Origin of the sequence: Actinomadura sp. NPDC048021 (genome assembly GCF_040653135.1) — a bacterium.
Lineage (GTDB): Bacteria > Actinomycetota > Actinomycetes > Streptosporangiales > Streptosporangiaceae > Spirillospora > Spirillospora verrucosospora.
The window spans coordinates 466164-479852 of the sequence record NZ_JBEZJQ010000002.1 but is presented as its reverse complement, the minus strand read 5'-3'; the positions used below and the strand labels follow the sequence as shown (position 1 = coordinate 479852).

18 protein-coding genes are annotated in these 13689 nt (G+C 72.2%); 7 read left to right on the top strand and 11 right to left on the bottom strand.

The features are described from left to right. Positions 1–62: 62 nt before the first annotated feature. Entirely contained in the window at positions 63–818 is a 756-nt protein-coding gene (locus AB0C87_RS05565) for an SDR family oxidoreductase (RefSeq protein WP_360576646.1), read from the bottom strand. Positions 819–827: 9 nt separating this feature from the next. Further along, positions 828–2216: an MFS transporter gene (locus AB0C87_RS05560; protein WP_360576645.1), complete on the bottom strand. Its 1389-nt coding sequence runs from the start codon at positions 2214–2216 to the stop codon at positions 828–830. A 243-nt stretch (positions 2217–2459) separates the two neighbouring features. Here AB0C87_RS05560 and AB0C87_RS05555 point away from each other — a divergent pair, with 243 nt between their 5' ends. Both AB0C87_RS05555 and AB0C87_RS05550 read left to right on the top strand, forming a co-directional pair. Next, positions 2460–3110 (top strand): DUF4097 family beta strand repeat-containing protein, encoded by a 651-nt coding sequence (locus tag AB0C87_RS05555; protein WP_360576644.1) that lies wholly within the window; start codon positions 2460–2462, stop codon positions 3108–3110. Between the two features lie 44 nt (positions 3111–3154). Further along, on the top strand, positions 3155–4012 hold the full coding sequence (locus AB0C87_RS05550) for a helix-turn-helix domain-containing protein (protein ID WP_353833984.1): 858 nt from the start codon (positions 3155–3157) through the stop codon (positions 4010–4012). Positions 4013–4031: 19 nt separating this feature from the next. Here AB0C87_RS05550 and AB0C87_RS05545 read toward each other — a convergent pair whose 3' ends face one another. Next, the gene (locus tag AB0C87_RS05545; protein ID WP_353833983.1) at positions 4032–4403 is read right to left on the bottom strand and encodes a DUF2568 domain-containing protein; all 372 of its coding nucleotides are present in this window, start codon (positions 4401–4403) and stop codon (positions 4032–4034) included. Positions 4404–4420: 17 nt separating this feature from the next. Here AB0C87_RS05545 and AB0C87_RS05540 point away from each other — a divergent pair, with 17 nt between their 5' ends. Then, on the top strand, positions 4421–5542 hold the full coding sequence (locus AB0C87_RS05540; protein WP_353833982.1) for a methyltransferase: 1122 nt from the start codon (positions 4421–4423) through the stop codon (positions 5540–5542). A 6-nt stretch (positions 5543–5548) separates the two neighbouring features. Here AB0C87_RS05540 and AB0C87_RS05535 read toward each other — a convergent pair whose 3' ends face one another. Beyond that, positions 5549–6403, bottom strand: a complete 855-nt coding sequence (locus AB0C87_RS05535) for a helix-turn-helix transcriptional regulator (protein ID WP_345178759.1) — start codon at positions 6401–6403, stop codon at positions 5549–5551. 145 nt (positions 6404–6548) lie between these two features. Here AB0C87_RS05535 and AB0C87_RS05530 point away from each other — a divergent pair, with 145 nt between their 5' ends. Next, positions 6549–7325, top strand: coding sequence for an alpha/beta hydrolase (locus AB0C87_RS05530; RefSeq protein WP_360576643.1), 777 nt, complete (start codon positions 6549–6551; stop codon positions 7323–7325). Between the two features lie 28 nt (positions 7326–7353). After that, the gene (locus AB0C87_RS05525; RefSeq protein WP_360576642.1) at positions 7354–8142 is read left to right on the top strand and encodes an SDR family NAD(P)-dependent oxidoreductase; all 789 of its coding nucleotides are present in this window, start codon (positions 7354–7356) and stop codon (positions 8140–8142) included. Between the two features lie 10 nt (positions 8143–8152). Here AB0C87_RS05525 and AB0C87_RS05520 read toward each other — a convergent pair whose 3' ends face one another. Further along, positions 8153–8536 carry a nuclear transport factor 2 family protein gene (locus AB0C87_RS05520; protein WP_360576641.1) on the bottom strand — a complete coding sequence of 128 codons (384 nt, stop codon included), beginning with the start codon at positions 8534–8536 and terminating at the stop codon, positions 8153–8155. A gap of 86 nt (positions 8537–8622) precedes the next feature. Between AB0C87_RS05520 and AB0C87_RS05515 the strand changes: the two genes are divergently transcribed. Beyond that, entirely contained in the window at positions 8623–9087 is a 465-nt protein-coding gene (locus tag AB0C87_RS05515) for a MarR family transcriptional regulator (protein ID WP_353833980.1), read from the top strand. Positions 9088–9147: 60 nt separating this feature from the next. After that, positions 9148–9660, top strand: coding sequence for a GNAT family protein (locus AB0C87_RS05510; RefSeq protein WP_345178750.1), 513 nt, complete (start codon positions 9148–9150; stop codon positions 9658–9660). Positions 9661–9668: 8 nt separating this feature from the next. On the opposite strand, the gene AB0C87_RS05505 is transcribed toward AB0C87_RS05510, so the two are convergent. The 6 genes from AB0C87_RS05505 to AB0C87_RS05480 all read right to left on the bottom strand — a co-directional run bounded on the left by AB0C87_RS05505 (position 9669) and on the right by AB0C87_RS05480 (position 13582). Then, positions 9669–9917, bottom strand: coding sequence for a hypothetical protein (locus tag AB0C87_RS05505; RefSeq protein ID WP_360576640.1), 249 nt, complete (start codon positions 9915–9917; stop codon positions 9669–9671). Positions 9918–9937: 20 nt separating this feature from the next. Continuing rightward, positions 9938–10294: a DUF6247 family protein gene (locus AB0C87_RS05500; protein ID WP_345178746.1), complete on the bottom strand. Its 357-nt coding sequence runs from the start codon at positions 10292–10294 to the stop codon at positions 9938–9940. A 115-nt stretch (positions 10295–10409) separates the two neighbouring features. Continuing rightward, a complete protein-coding gene (locus AB0C87_RS05495) occupies positions 10410–10655 on the bottom strand; it encodes a hypothetical protein (RefSeq protein ID WP_360576639.1) in 246 nt (81 codons plus the stop codon). A gap of 82 nt (positions 10656–10737) precedes the next feature. Continuing rightward, the gene (locus AB0C87_RS05490; protein WP_360576638.1) at positions 10738–11586 is read right to left on the bottom strand and encodes a hypothetical protein; all 849 of its coding nucleotides are present in this window, start codon (positions 11584–11586) and stop codon (positions 10738–10740) included. Beyond that, positions 11583–12086, bottom strand: coding sequence for a SigE family RNA polymerase sigma factor (locus tag AB0C87_RS05485; protein WP_345178740.1), 504 nt, complete (start codon positions 12084–12086; stop codon positions 11583–11585). Before AB0C87_RS05485 ends, AB0C87_RS05490 begins: the two co-directional genes overlap by 4 nt. A gap of 77 nt (positions 12087–12163) precedes the next feature. After that, entirely contained in the window at positions 12164–13582 is a 1419-nt protein-coding gene (locus tag AB0C87_RS05480) for a serine/threonine-protein kinase (RefSeq protein ID WP_360576637.1), read from the bottom strand. Between the last annotated feature and the right edge of the window lie 107 nt (positions 13583–13689).

The following is a 13689-nucleotide window of genomic DNA, read 5'->3' as shown; positions in this document are numbered from 1 at the left end:
CTTCCGGTCTGTGTCGGAAGAGGGGCAGCGTGCCGGACGCCCGTGACGTCCGGCACGCAGGCTCAGAGTTGCCGTAGCGCTCCCCCGTCCACGGCCCATTCGGCGCCGGTAACTTGGGCGGCCAGCGGTGACAGCAGGAAAGTGATGACCCGTGCGACGTCCTGGGGCGTGCCAAGGCGTCCGGTGGGGAGCCGCCGTTCGTCCTGGACGAATCGTTGGATCGCCTCCTCCACCGGTAGGCCGTACTGGTCGGCGAGCTGGTCGGCGAACCCTCCGGGCTCGTCCCACAGCCGCGTGCGGGTCGGGCCAGGCGCGACGACGTTGGAGCGGATCCCGCATCGACCGAACTCCCCCGCCAGCGTCTTTGACACCGACAGGAGCGCCGTCTTGGACGCCGCATAGTCGACCAGTGGCGTATCGGGAAAGCGGGCGGCCTCGCTTGAGACGTGCACGATGCTCCCTGCCCCCTGGTCGATGAGCGCGGGCAGCGCGGCACGGGCCATGCGCACGGCGGCGTGCAGGTTCAGCTCGAACGTCGCGTGCCATTGGGCGTCGGTGACGTCGAGGAACCCGATCCGGGATTCGAGAGCGCCCGCGTTGTTGACGAGGCCGTCCAGGCGTCCGTGCCGTTCCAGCGCGACGTCCACGACGTGCTGCGCGGCCTCGGGCCGGGTGAGGTCGGCGGCCACGTCGACGGGGGAGCGGGCCACCCGCACGACCCGGGCCCCCTCGCGGGCCAGGAGGGCGGCGGTCGCCTCGCCGATCCCGGCGGACGCGCCGGTCACGACGTAGACCCTGCCTTCGAGTTCGAGATCCACGGCGGTCCCCTACGAGCGGCGCAGGAACGCGCCGGCGAGGGCCGCTCCCGCGAGGACGACGGCGACGTTCACGGCCGTCGCCGTGCGGACGCCGCCGAGGACGGACGCGTTCGCCGTGGCCACCGCGCTCATCACCGGGATGCCGAGGGTGATCGCGACCTGCTGCGTCATCGTGGCGAGCCCGGTCGCGAGGCCCTGCTCGCGGTCCGGCAGTCCGGACGTCGCGATCCCCATGAAAGCGACGATCGCGACGAGGTTCCCGAACCCCCCGACGGCGGTGGCGGCGAGCAGCAGGCCGAGGGCGCCGCGCGACTCACCGAGGCCCAGCAGCGCGGCGGTGGCGGCGGCCTGCAGGACGAGGCCGGACACGAGCGTCGCCCGGCCGCCGAACCGTCCCATAAGGCGGGGCGCGGCGACGCCTCCGGCGAACGTCCCGGCGCCGAGGACGCCGAGCGCCAGCCCGGTCGCCAGCGGCGAGAAGCCCAAGACCTTCTGGAGGTAGAGGGTCATCAGGAACACCAGCGACGTCTCCGTGGCGAACGCGACGAACCCGCCCACGTTGCCCCAGGTGACGGTGCGGCGGGTGAGGACGTCCAGCGGCGCGAGCGGGGCCGGGGACCGCCGCTCGACCAGGATGAACGCGGTGAGCAGGACCGCGGCCGCGGCCAGCGCGCCGAGCGCTGCCGGGGAGCCCCAGCCGGCCGACCCGGCGGACGTGATCCCGTAGACGAGGGCGAGGAGGCCGCCGGTCACGGTGACCGCGCCGGGAACGTCCAGCCTCGCCCGGTCCCGGGACCGGCTCTCCGCGACCACGGCGGGCGTGACCGCGAAGATCAGCACCGCGACCGGCACGTTGACGAGGAAGGCCCAGCGCCAGCTCAGCAGGTCGGTCAGCAGGCCGCCGAGGATCGCGCCGACGGTGAACCCGGCCGACATCAGCGCGCCGCTGAGCCCGAGCGCCCGGGTCCGCAGCGGCCCCTCCGGGAAGGACGTGGTGAGCAGCGACAGCGCGGCCGGGGTGGCGATCGCCGTGGCGAGGCCCTGGAGGACGCGCCCGGTGAGCAGCAGCGCCGGTGAGGTGGCCAGCCCGCCGACCAGGGACCCTCCGGCCAGGAGCGCCATGCCCGCGAGCAGCATCCGGCGCCGGCCGGACAGATCGGCCACGCGGCCGAACAGCAGCGTGAATCCGGCGGCGGGGAGGGCGAACGCCGTGGCGATCCACTGGAGTTCGTCCAGCCCGAAGCCCAGTCCTCTGCCGACGACGGGCATCGCCACGTTCAGGATGGAGAAGTCGATGGCGAGCATGAACTGCGCGCCGAGCAGGAGGGTCAGTACCAGCTTGTGCCGTGACGTCATCCGCTCTGGGGGAGCGGACACGGCGGTCGTGAGTGCGGTCATGGCAGAGACCCTCGCTGCGCTGTGCGCGCTTACCCAGTCCCCGCTCGTTCGTACTACTCCCAGTAGCAGGCTCAGGCACTGGGAGGGAGAGCCAACCTGGCTCCCTGGCGTGACGGCCATCCGGGACCCGTCTCCCTAGGCTCAGCAGCGTTCAGCCGGATCGACCAGGAGGCTTCAGTGCGTGGCAAAGTTCTCGCCCTCGCCCTAGCAGCGGTCAGCGTGACCGCCCTCAGCGCATGCGACGTGGCATTCGCTTCCACCTACGAGGACGACGCCACGCTGAAGGGCAAAATCACCGCTGTGCGACTGGACCAGATCGGGTCCGGTGGCGTGACGCTGCGCGGCGGGTCGTCCAAGACGACCCTGCACCGCGAGGTCAAGTACCGCGGTGACAAGCCCGACGGGCCCACGCACCAGATCGAGAACGGTGTCCTCACCCTGCGCGGCTGCGGCTCCCGCTGCTCGGTGAGCTACACGGTCGAACTCCCGGCCGGGGTCCCCGTGTCCGGCAGCACCTCCAACGGCTCCATCACCCTGTCGAAGGTGGGCAAGGTGGATGTGTCCACGAATTCGGGCTCGGTCCGCCTGGACGGGGCCGCGGGGCCGATCAAGGTCAGGACCGACAACGGCGAGATCCGGGGGAGCGGTCTCAAGGGCGGTGTCGACGCCGAGACGTCCAACGGCGACGTCACCCTCACGCCCGGTGCGCCCCAGGACGTCCGCGCGAAGACGGACAACGGCGAGGTCACGGTCACCATGCCCGCGGGGCGCTACCGCGTGAGCACGCACACCGGCGACGGAGACCGGCGGCTCGGCATTCCGAACGACCCGTCCGCCGAGTACCGGCTCGACGTCAGCACCAGCAACGGTGACATCACCACCAGGACCGCCTGACCCGTCGGTCCTCGCGCGAGGCGGCCCCGGATAGCCTCGGCCGCATGGCGCGCAACGGCGAACTCGGCGAGTTCCTCAAGTCGCGGAGGGCGCGGCTCCGTCCCGACGACGCCGGCCTGCCCTCCTACGGGACGCGGCGGCGCGTCCCCGGCCTGCGGCGCGAGGAGCTGGCGCAGCTCGCCGGGGTCAGCGTCGCGTACTACATCAGGCTGGAGCAGGGCACGGCCGACGGCGTGTCCACCGAGGTCCTGGACGCGATCTCGCGGGCGCTGCGGCTGGACGGCGACGAGCACGCCCACCTGCACCGGCTCGCCCACCCGCCGCGCCGCGCGCCCCTCACCGCGCCTCCGCGCCTGCGGGCCCCGCTGCAGCACCTGCTCGACGCGTTCACGCACGCGCCCGCCTACGTCGTCGGGCACTACACGAACGTGGTCGCGTGGAACCGGCTCACCGCCGCCGTGTTCGTCGACCTGGCGAACGTCCCGCCGGACGAGCGGACCTGGTCGCACCAGATCCACCTGAACCCCGACTACAAGGCCCGGCTGGGCGGCAACTGGCCGGCGGTGGCCCGCCGCAACGCGGCCTACCTGCGCTTCCGCTCCGGCCAGGACCCGGACGACCCGCACCTGCGCGCGGTCATCGACTGCCTGCGGGAGCGGAGCCCGGAGTTCGGCCGCCTGTGGTCGGCGCACCACGTCACGGACCTGACGAACGGCGAGGCCCGCATCGACCATCCCGAGGTGGGACGGCTCGTCCTGCCGTTCGAGACCCTGCACCTGCCCGGCGACCCCGACCTCAGCCGCCTCATGCTCTACGCGGCCGAACCGGGCTCGCCGTCAGAGGCGGCGCTGCACAGGCTGGCCGAGACGTCCGCGCACCTCTCCAGCGCCGACCTCGCCTGAGGGCGGGCCGGCGGCCGCCTCACTCGGCGGCCATGCGGAAGTGGGCGTCGCGGTCGGCGGTGGCGAGGGCGGTGTTGACCAGGGCGATCACCGCGAAGGCGACGGCCGCCGCGGTGTGGCCGACGCCGTGGAAGGCGAGCGCGCCGGCGCCGAACACGGCGGCCTTCACCAGCAGCACGAGCGGCAGCGGGATCTTGAAGCGGGCCCGTGGCGCGGCGAACATGCCCCACAGGACGATCGCGGCCGCGGGCGCACCGAGCCCGAGGACGATGTTGACCAGAACGTTCCCGCCGGTCGTGAAGCCCCACCAGGCGAGCGCGGCGATGGCGGCGAGTTCCAGCAGGAAGGCGAGGCCTTCGTTGGCGGCATGCAAGGCCCCAGGTAGACGCACGCCGATACGGTACTCCTGTGGACGAGATCTCCTGGCAGGAGGGCGGCCGGGACCATCGCGTCCGCTGGCGGTCGGAGAGCGGCGCCCCGCCGCCCCGGCGCATCGTGGTCGCCGACGACGAGACGCGCGCGGACGACGCCTATCGCCTGGCGTGCGAAGGCACCGCGCTTCTGTGGCGCGGTGACTTCCAGAACGCGCGGCAGCTTCTCAAGGCCATGGCACGCCGGATCGACCGTCCCCCACGGCGGCGCAAGAACAAGCCCGAACCGGACCGCGCGCAGGCGTTCCACCTGTACCGGCAGGCACGCGCCCAGCGCGCGCGGACGCTCGGCATGCTGCTCATACCGTTCGACCCCGGTCACGTGATTCCGCTACGGCGGGCCCCGGACGTCCAGGACGCCTGCACGGAGGCCTACGGGCCGGACGACCAGCCCTACATCACCTCACTGCGAGAACTGCTCGGCCTGATCGGCGCCCACGAATGGCGCGAGAAGGGCGTCTCGATCCCGGCGCTTGGCGGCGACCGTATACACCCCCACTACGGCGTCTTCTCGCCGATCAGAGGCGAGTACGTAGACCTGGTGGGCGAGGCACCGCTTCCGCCGACGAAAACGGCTTTCGACATAGGAACCGGTACGGGCGTCCTGGCAGCGGTACTGGCACGTCGTGGCATTGAGCACGTCGTCGCCACTGACCAGGACCCGCGCGCGCTGGCCTGCGCCCAGGAGAACGTTGAGCGTCTAGGTGTGAACGTCGAGGTCGTGCAAGCCGACCTCTTCCCGGACGGACGCGCCGGTCTGGCCGTTTGCAACCCTCCCTGGGTTCCGGGCAAGCCCAGCACCCCCCTGGAGCACGCCGTCTACGATCCGGGCAGCCGGATGCTGCGCGGCTTCCTGTCCGGGCTCGCCGACCACCTCGAACCGGGCGGGGAAGGCTGGCTGATCCTTTCCGACCTGGCCGAGCACCTGGGCCTCCGCACGCGGGACGAGCTCCTGGAGATGATCGCCTCGTCCGGCCTGCGGGTCGCGGGCAGGCTCGACACCGCGCCGCGCCACCCGCGCGCCGCCGATCCCGACGACCCCCTCCACGCGGCCCGCGCCGCCGAGACCACGTCCCTGTGGCGGCTCACCGCCGGGTGACGCCGGTCAGCGGTGGCTGCGGTGCGCGGTCTCCGGGCCGATGACGCGCAGCAGGTCGAGGGACTCGATGCTGCCGGTGCCGGGCGGCGGTGTGAACACGAAGAGCCGCTGGTCCTCGGCCGGGGTCAGCAGCGCCTCGGTGTCGAACTCGATGAAGCCGACCTCCGGGTGCACGACCTTCAGCCGGCTGGTGCGCTCGACGGCGACCTCGTGCCGTTCCCAGACCCGGGTGAACTCGTCGCTGGCCGCGTGCAGCCGTTCGACCAGGGCGGACGCGGCCGCGTCGTTGCCCCGCCGCGCGACGGCCGCCCGCAGCTGGGCGACGTGCCGGCGGCCGTGCGGCTCATGCTCCTCCTCCGGGTACGCCTCCCGGACGAACGGGTCGGTGAACCACCGCCAAACGATGTTCCGGTTGGGCTCCTCCACCGTGCAGACGCATCCGAAAAGGGCCTCGGCCAGCGCGTTCTGCGCCAGCAGGTCCCCGAGGTCGCCGATGATCTGCGCCGGCGTCTCGTGCAGCCGGTCCAGCAGGTACAGCATGCTCGGCCGGACGTACTCGCCCGCGAACGGCCCGGCGGGCGGGCGGTGCCCGGCGAGGACGTACAGGTGGTCGCGCTCGTCGATCGTGAGCCGCAGCGCGCGGGCGAGCGCGCCGAGCAGCTGCGTGGACGGCTGCGGGCTGCGGGCCTGCTCAAGACGCATGTAGTAGTCCGCCGACATGCCGGCGAGCTGCGACACCTCCTCGCGGCGCAGCCCCGGGGTGCGGCGCCGGGGGCCCGCCGCCAGCCCGACCTCCTGCGGGCGCAGCCGCTCGCGGGAGCGGCGGAGGAAGTCGGCGAGCTCCTTGCGGTCCATCTCCATGCCCCCATGATTCCGCTCCGTCCGGAATGCCCGTAGAGCTGAGACTGGGACCGGTTGTCCTAGCCAGAACCGTCCGATTCTCATCGCGGCCCGGCCTTGCGAGCGTTGACGGCGTCCAGCGACACCACTGAGAAGGACGACCGCCATGCCGAAGGTCACAGTTGGAAACGCCACCGTCCCCTACCGCGTCGAGGGCTCCGGGCCCGCGCTCGTCCTCGTGCACGGCGTCGGGCCCGGCTCGGCCATGTGGGACCAGATGCTCGACCGGTTCACCGACCACCGCACCGTCGTCCTGCCCGACCTCTCCGGCAGCGACCCCGCCCGCGACGACGGCTCCCCGCTCACCATCGAGGGGCTCGGCGCGCAGGTCAACGCCGTGATCGAGGAGGCCGGCACGGGCCCCGCCGACGTGGTCGGGTTCTCGCTCGGCGCCCCGACCGCCGTCGCGGCCGCGGCGCTGCGACCGGACCTCGTCCGGCGGCTGGCGCCCGTCGCGGGCCTGTCCCACGCGGGCGACGAGTACGTCCGGCAGCACATGGCCCTCTGGTCGAGCCTCGCCGTCACCCCCGAGAGTTTCGGACGGTTCGCGACGCTCACCGCGTTCAGCCGCGCGTTCCTCAACCGGATCGGGCACGACGCGGTCGAGCAGCAGCACGCGTTCATGGAGCTGAACGACGACCGGCTTCGGCAGATCGACCTGGTCGCGCGGCTCGACATCCGGCCGCTGCTGCCCCGGGTCGCGGCACCCACCCTGGTCATCGGTGCGACCCGCGACCAGACGATCCCCGTCGAGAACCACCGGGAGCTGTCCGCGGGCATCAGCGGCAGCGAGTACGCCGAGCTCGACACCGGCCACGTGGCGATGGCCGAGCGGCCCGACGAGTTCGTCAAGCTCGTCCGGGACTTCCTCGACCGTCCCTGAGCGCCGCGCGCCGGGCACCATGGAGAACATGCGTCCCATCGATCAGCAGACCATCCTCATCACGGGCGCGACCGACGGGCTCGGTCGCGCCCTGGCCGCCGAACTGGCCGCCGAGGGCGCCACGATCCTCGTCCACGGACGGGACGACCGGCGCGGCGAGGCGACCCTCCAGGAGATCGGCGGCAAGGCCTCCTGGTACCGCGCCGACCTGTCCTCGCTCGCCGAGACCCGCGCGCTCGCCGAGGCCGTCCGCGCCGACCACCCGCGCCTGGACGTCCTGGTCAACAACGCGGGCATCGGCGTCGACGGCCCCCGGCGGGAGAGCGCGGACGGCCACGAGCTGACGTTCCAGGTGAACTACCTGTCCGGCTACCTGCTCACCCGGCTCCTGCTGCCCACCCTGACCGCCTCCGCGCCCGCCCGGATCGTCAACGTCAGCAGCCTCGGCCAGCAGGCCATCGACTTCGACGACGTCATGATCACTCGCGGGTACAGCGGGACGCGGGCGTACTGCCAGAGCAAGCTCGCCCAGATCCTGTTCACGATCGACCTCGCCGCCGAGCTGGCCGGGACGGGCGTCACCGCGAACGCCCTGCACCCGGCCACCTACATGCCGACCAAGATGGTGTCGTCGCCGATCAGCACTCTGGAGGAGGGCGTCCGCGCGACCCACCGCCTCGTCACCGACCCCGCCCTGGACGCCGTGTCCGGCCGCTTCTTCGACGGGCTCCAGGAGGCCCGCGCGAACGCCCAGGCCTACGACTCCGACGCCCGCGCCCGCCTGAAGGCCCTCTCCGACGAGCTCACGTCTCCATGATCCGGCGGTCTCAGACGTTCGCGGCCTCCCAGATCGGACGGACCTCGACCCACCTGATGCGCCATCCGTCCACCGTCCGGGCGGCGCGCAACTCGTAGCGCTCGCCCAGCAGGCGCAGGCCCTCGTCCCGAGCGAAGACCACCAGCAGGTTCGCGCCGATCGCGGCCTGGTCGCCGTCCACGTCGATCAGGGGGTTGGTGATGAAGTGCTGCGTCGGCACCGTGTGGTTCCGGCGCGCCTGCGCGACGACGGCTTCGAGCCCCTTCGCGACGCCGCCCAGCGTGCGGGCCTCGACGTCCTCGGTGAAGACGGTCCGCCCGTCGCCGGGGCTCTTGTCGTCCAGCCACGCTCCCAGTCGGCTGACGAGGGCGGCGAGCTCGGCACGGTCGTCCATGATTCTCCATTCATTGGCACTACCAACATTGGCACTACCAACATTAGATGATCGTTGGCCCCACCAACAAGCCCTACACTGTCCGCATGACGACGTCCGACGACCGGACGCCCACGCGGCTCCGGCACACCCCGAGCTGGCTGATCAACCTGGCGTCCGCGCACAGCCACCGCCTGCTCGCCGAGGGATTCGCCGCGGCCGGCGCCCGCGGCTACCACTACCGGCTGCTCGCCGCCCTCGACGAGTACGGCCCGTCCAGCCAGGCCGACCTCGGCCGCCGCTCGGGCATCGACCGCAGCGACGTGGTCGCCGCCCTGAACGAGCTGGCCGCCAAGAACCTCGTCGACCGCTCCCCCGACCCGTCCGACCGGCGACGCAACGTCATCACGCTCACCCCCGAGGGCTCCCGCCACCTGGTGGAACTCGACGAGGTCCTCGGCCGCATCCAGGACGACCTGCTCGCCCCCCTGGCGCCGGACGAGCGCGCCCGCCTCACCGACCTGCTGCTCCGCGTCGTCGACCACCATGCGGAGAACCGCCGCCCCGGTTAATCGCTGGTGGTCGTCGGGCCGGCCCGCCTAAGGTGATCGCCCCCGACCGAGGAGCCGCCCATGCCCCCCGCCGTCCGCTTCGCCGAACTGCCGCCCGCCGCGATGAAGGCCCTGCTGGAGGACGACCTGGAGGGCGCCGGCGCGGTCGCCGGGGTCCCCCTCACCGACTACTTCACCACCGGCGACGCGAAGTTCCTGTGGCGCTTCCGCCTCGCCCAACTCGACCGCGACCCGTCCCACGCCCCCTGGATCGTCCGGGCCGCCGTCGCCGAGCCGGAGGGCGTGGTCGTCGGCCACGCGGGCTTCCACGGCGCCCCGGACGAGAACGGGACCGTCGAGATCGCCTACTCCGTCGACCCCGCCCACCGCCGCAAGGGCTACGCCCGCGCGATGCTCGCCGCCCTCCTCGAACGCGCCGCCGCCGAACCGTCCGTCACCACCGTCCGCGCCACGATCAGCCCCGACAACGAAGCGTCCCTGGCCACCATCGCCGGCCAAGGCTTCACCCACGTAGGCGAACAATGGGACGAAGAAGACGGCCGAGAACTCATCTACGAACGCCCCGCCCGCTGAAGCCGGGATCAGCCGCCCCAGACGAGGTCGACCGCGACGACAACGAGCAGTTCGTCCCAGATCAGGTACTCGACGAGCCCCACGCCACCGAAGACGGCCTGCCTGATCCGCGGGTCCGGCGTCGGTTCGCTGGTGGTCGGGTCGTGAGGGTCGGCGACGATGACGCTGAGAGTCTCAGCGAGCGCGAACCGTGCCTGCTCGGGGATGCCGGCGAGCTGCCGGATCACTTCTGGGGAGAGCTCGGCCCGGTAGGTCATGGGCCGTAGTTTGCCGACCTTCAGCGACCCTCTGCGGCTTGTTCGACTTTCTGTTGCCACCAGGCGGCGGCATCAGCGCGGGACATGCCGAGTTGCTGGGCGAGGACTTCCTCGATCGGAACCGTGGGGGCGCCGTCGTGGATCTCCTGGATCCGGTCTTCGATCTCCTTGCTGGAGGGACGTTGCGTCCGTGCCCGAATGCTCCACACATTCAAGAACCGCTGGAGCGCCTTGTAGCCGGTGAGGTCGTCGGCTGCGGCGTGGGCACGTTCCCTGTACTGGGAGAGGAAGAAATCCCGTTCTTCCTCGGGGAGGCTGTCCACGATGACCTGCGGGTCCCGCGGATCCGGCTCTGGGTGAAGCGGCTGCACGCTCATAGAGCCCACCCCCTTAGTCAGGTACTCAGCTCCACGTTGACACTACCCACATCACCTGAGCCTGTGTGCAGCACACGGCGATCCCACTTCAACAGCTGCGCATGCCCCGAGGTCGTCACCTGCTCTCCTCCAACAAGGCCGCGGCACGGCGTGCCGCCTTCGGGTCCGCGTTCGGCGTGCACCGGGCCGGGTCGGTACCCCCGACCTCGGCCGCCGGACCGGTCCACTCCTGCGGCATGTTGCCGTCGGCGAACAGCCCCAGCAGCCTGCCGCCAGGCTTGGCCGCGTTCAGCCCGGCCTCGTGGGTGACGAACAGGCACAGGGCACCAGGCCCAGATGAGGCCGAGGCCTCGTCGATCACGACGGGCGGCTGAACAGTCGGCGAACGGTGGTGCGCCCGGTCGCCGGCCCCGAGCCGCGCGCATCGGGGCCGGCGTCGTCCGCTACAGGGACGGACGCGTCACGTTCACCGGCGTCCCGTAGTCGGAGAACTCGGTGACGGAGGTGAAGCGGACGGGGTCCCGGTCGGCGATCTCCGGGGTCGCGGTCGTGATGACGGTGGTCTGCACGATCTTCTGGATCTTGCGCGTCGCGATCCCGATCGTCACCGTGCCCGTGATCCGCGTCCCGGCGGGCGACCCCTCGGCGGGACGGGCCGCGTGGGAGAACGCGTAGGTCTGCACCGCCGTCGCCCCGCTGCCGGACCGGCCCTGGGGCGTCAGCGTCCCGAACGTGGCCAGCATCCGCAGCATCCGGCCGGGATCGGCGGTCAGCTCCTGCGGGCCGGTGGTGCCGCGCGTCAGCCCGTTCAGCCCGTGGTCGAGCTTGCGCCATGCCTTGCCGCGCAGCACATAGCGGTCGTCGCCGATGAAACGCTGTTCCATCGGCACCGATCCGGGGCCGCGCAGGTAGCCGCGCCGGTGGGGGGCGTCGAAGGCGCCCTGATAGGTCTCCACCGTTTCGCGGCGCCCGCGCGAGCTCAGCGTCCAGGTCAGTTTCACGTGGAACGTCGTGCCCGCCGTCGCCTCGGTGGCCGCGGCCAGGGTGACGTCGCCGCCGCGTCCGGGGGTGATCACTCGATCACCGTCGCCGCCGCCGGAGACGAGGTTCCCGCCGAGGGTGGCGGCGGCCGCGACCAGCGCGATCGCGCCGGTGCCGAGGGCGCCGGCGGCCGTGCGGCGGCTGCGCCTGGCGCGCCGGCCGCGGTGCACCACGGCCTCGATCGGCGCGCTGGGGATCGGGTGCCCCCCGGCCGCCGACCGCAGCATCCGGGTCAGCTGCTCATCGCTCATCGTGTGATCTCCTCGGTCTGCGGAAGGGCGAGCGTCGAACGGAGCCGTTTCATCGCCCGGGAGTGCTGGCTCTTGACGGTGCCGACGGAACATCCGAGAAGGCCGGCGGTCGCCGCCTCCGTCATGTCGGCGTAGTGCCGCAGCACGACGACGGCGCGCTGCTGGCGGGGCAGGGCGAGCAGTGCCCGGCGCAGCTCGTCGTCCGGTTCCCGCGGGGAGTCGGAGCGCGCGTCGAGGCGTTCGGGGGCCTCGGTCAGCAACTCGCGCCGCCTGCGCCGCCACCAGCTGACGTTGCCGTTGACCAGCATCCGTTTGAGGTAGGCGTCCGGATCGCCGTCGGCCACCCGACGCCACCGCACGTACAGCTTCACCAGGCAGTCCTGGAGGAGCTCTTCGGCGCGGTGGGGGTCGCCGGTCAGCAGCGTGGCCAGGCCGTAGTGGCGTTTCCACGCCGCGGCCGCGAACGTGGCGTACGCGGCTTCCTGCGTCGGTTCACTCACGCCCATTGAACGCCGCAGCGAGCCCGGATGGTTGGCAGGAAAGACCCGGCAAATGGCGGATGGTCTGTCTGCGCGGGTCAGGGGCCGATGCGGGGGCTCCAGCGCGGTCCCGCGTGCTTGACGAGGGCCGCGATGAGGGCGGCGTGCTGCTGCTCGTTCATGGGGCCGAGAACGCAGATGGGTCTGCGTTCGCTCTGGTCTTCCTCCAGGTCGGGGATCACCACGTCACGGGCGATCCATCCGGCGGGGCGGAACCGGCTGGAGTTCGGGTCCGTGTCGCGGAAGCGGACGCGGAGGGTGTCGCAGCGGTGAGTCCGGCCCGCTGCCGTGCGTTCCAGCGACACCGTCTGGATCTCGTCCCAGGGAAAGACGCGCTGTCCGGCGGGGCCCGTGGAGGGGGTGGCGCATCGCGGGTCCCAGGTGGCGATGCCGCGCGGCCCGACGTGGAGGGACCATGGGCGCCGGTGAGGCAGCCCGCGGGAATGGCGGAGCCAGGCCGGAGTGATGAAGGCGAGACGGACCCCGTACACCAGGGCGGCCACGCCGCAGAGGAACGCCGGCCACATGGCGATGAGAGCCGCGAAGCCCACCGGATCGCTCGTCGAGTCGTCCCCCCAGCGCGCTCCCAGCCAAACGACCGGCAGCGCGACGATGACGATCGCCCCTACGGCGCTCCAGCGAACGACCAGGGGTTTTCTGAGCGTTTCCGTGTAGGTGGAGGGAGCCTCCTGTCCGGACCAAGTGATCTCGAACGGTTCCCCGGCGTCCGACGGGACGTTCCGCATCGGCGGCGTCGACGGGCCCTGCCCGCCAGCCTCCGCGCGTGCTTCACCATGGTCCGGAACGGTCGCGAACCGCGCCCGCTGCAGGCGTTCGTGAACGGCCCGCGCGCTGCGGGGACGCCGGTCCGGGTCGCGTTGCAGGAGCTCCGACACCAGATCGGCGAGGTGCGGCGGGACGTCGGGCCGCAGGACGTTCAGCCGGGGCGCCTCGCCGTCGGTCTTGCGCCGGATGACGGAGAGGTCGTTGGCGCCGGTGAACGGCGGCTCGCCGGCCAGCAGCGCGAACAGGACGCTGCCCAGGGCGTAGAGGTCGGAGCGTTCGTCGCCGCGCTGGTCGAGGAACTGCTCCGGCGCACCGTAGGAGGCCGTGCCCGCGGGCGCGAGCATGGCGGTCGGGGCGACGGTGTAGGTGTGGGCGTGGGAGAAGCCCGCGATCCCGAAGTCGACCACCTTGACGCGGCCATCGGAAGTGAGCATCACGTTCGACGGTTTGATGTCGTAGTGGACGACCTTCGCGCCGTGCGCCGCGACCAGGGCCTCGCAGATCGCCTGCGCGATGTCGAGCGCCCGCTCCGGCTCCATGGGGCGTCCGGCTGCGCGGCGGCCACCGCCTCCCGCTCGAAGCGGCGCAGCAGGTCCGGCGGGGTGTCGGCGCCGTCGAGGAGGAACTTCACGGCCACGTCCCGGTGCAGGTCGCGGTCGCGTCCCGCCCACACCTCGCCCATTCCGCCGCGCCCGAGGCGCTCGACCAGCTCGTACCTGCCCGCGATCAGCGTGCCGCGATCCACCCGCCGCCCCTCACGTGCGCGCCTCCGTCGTCC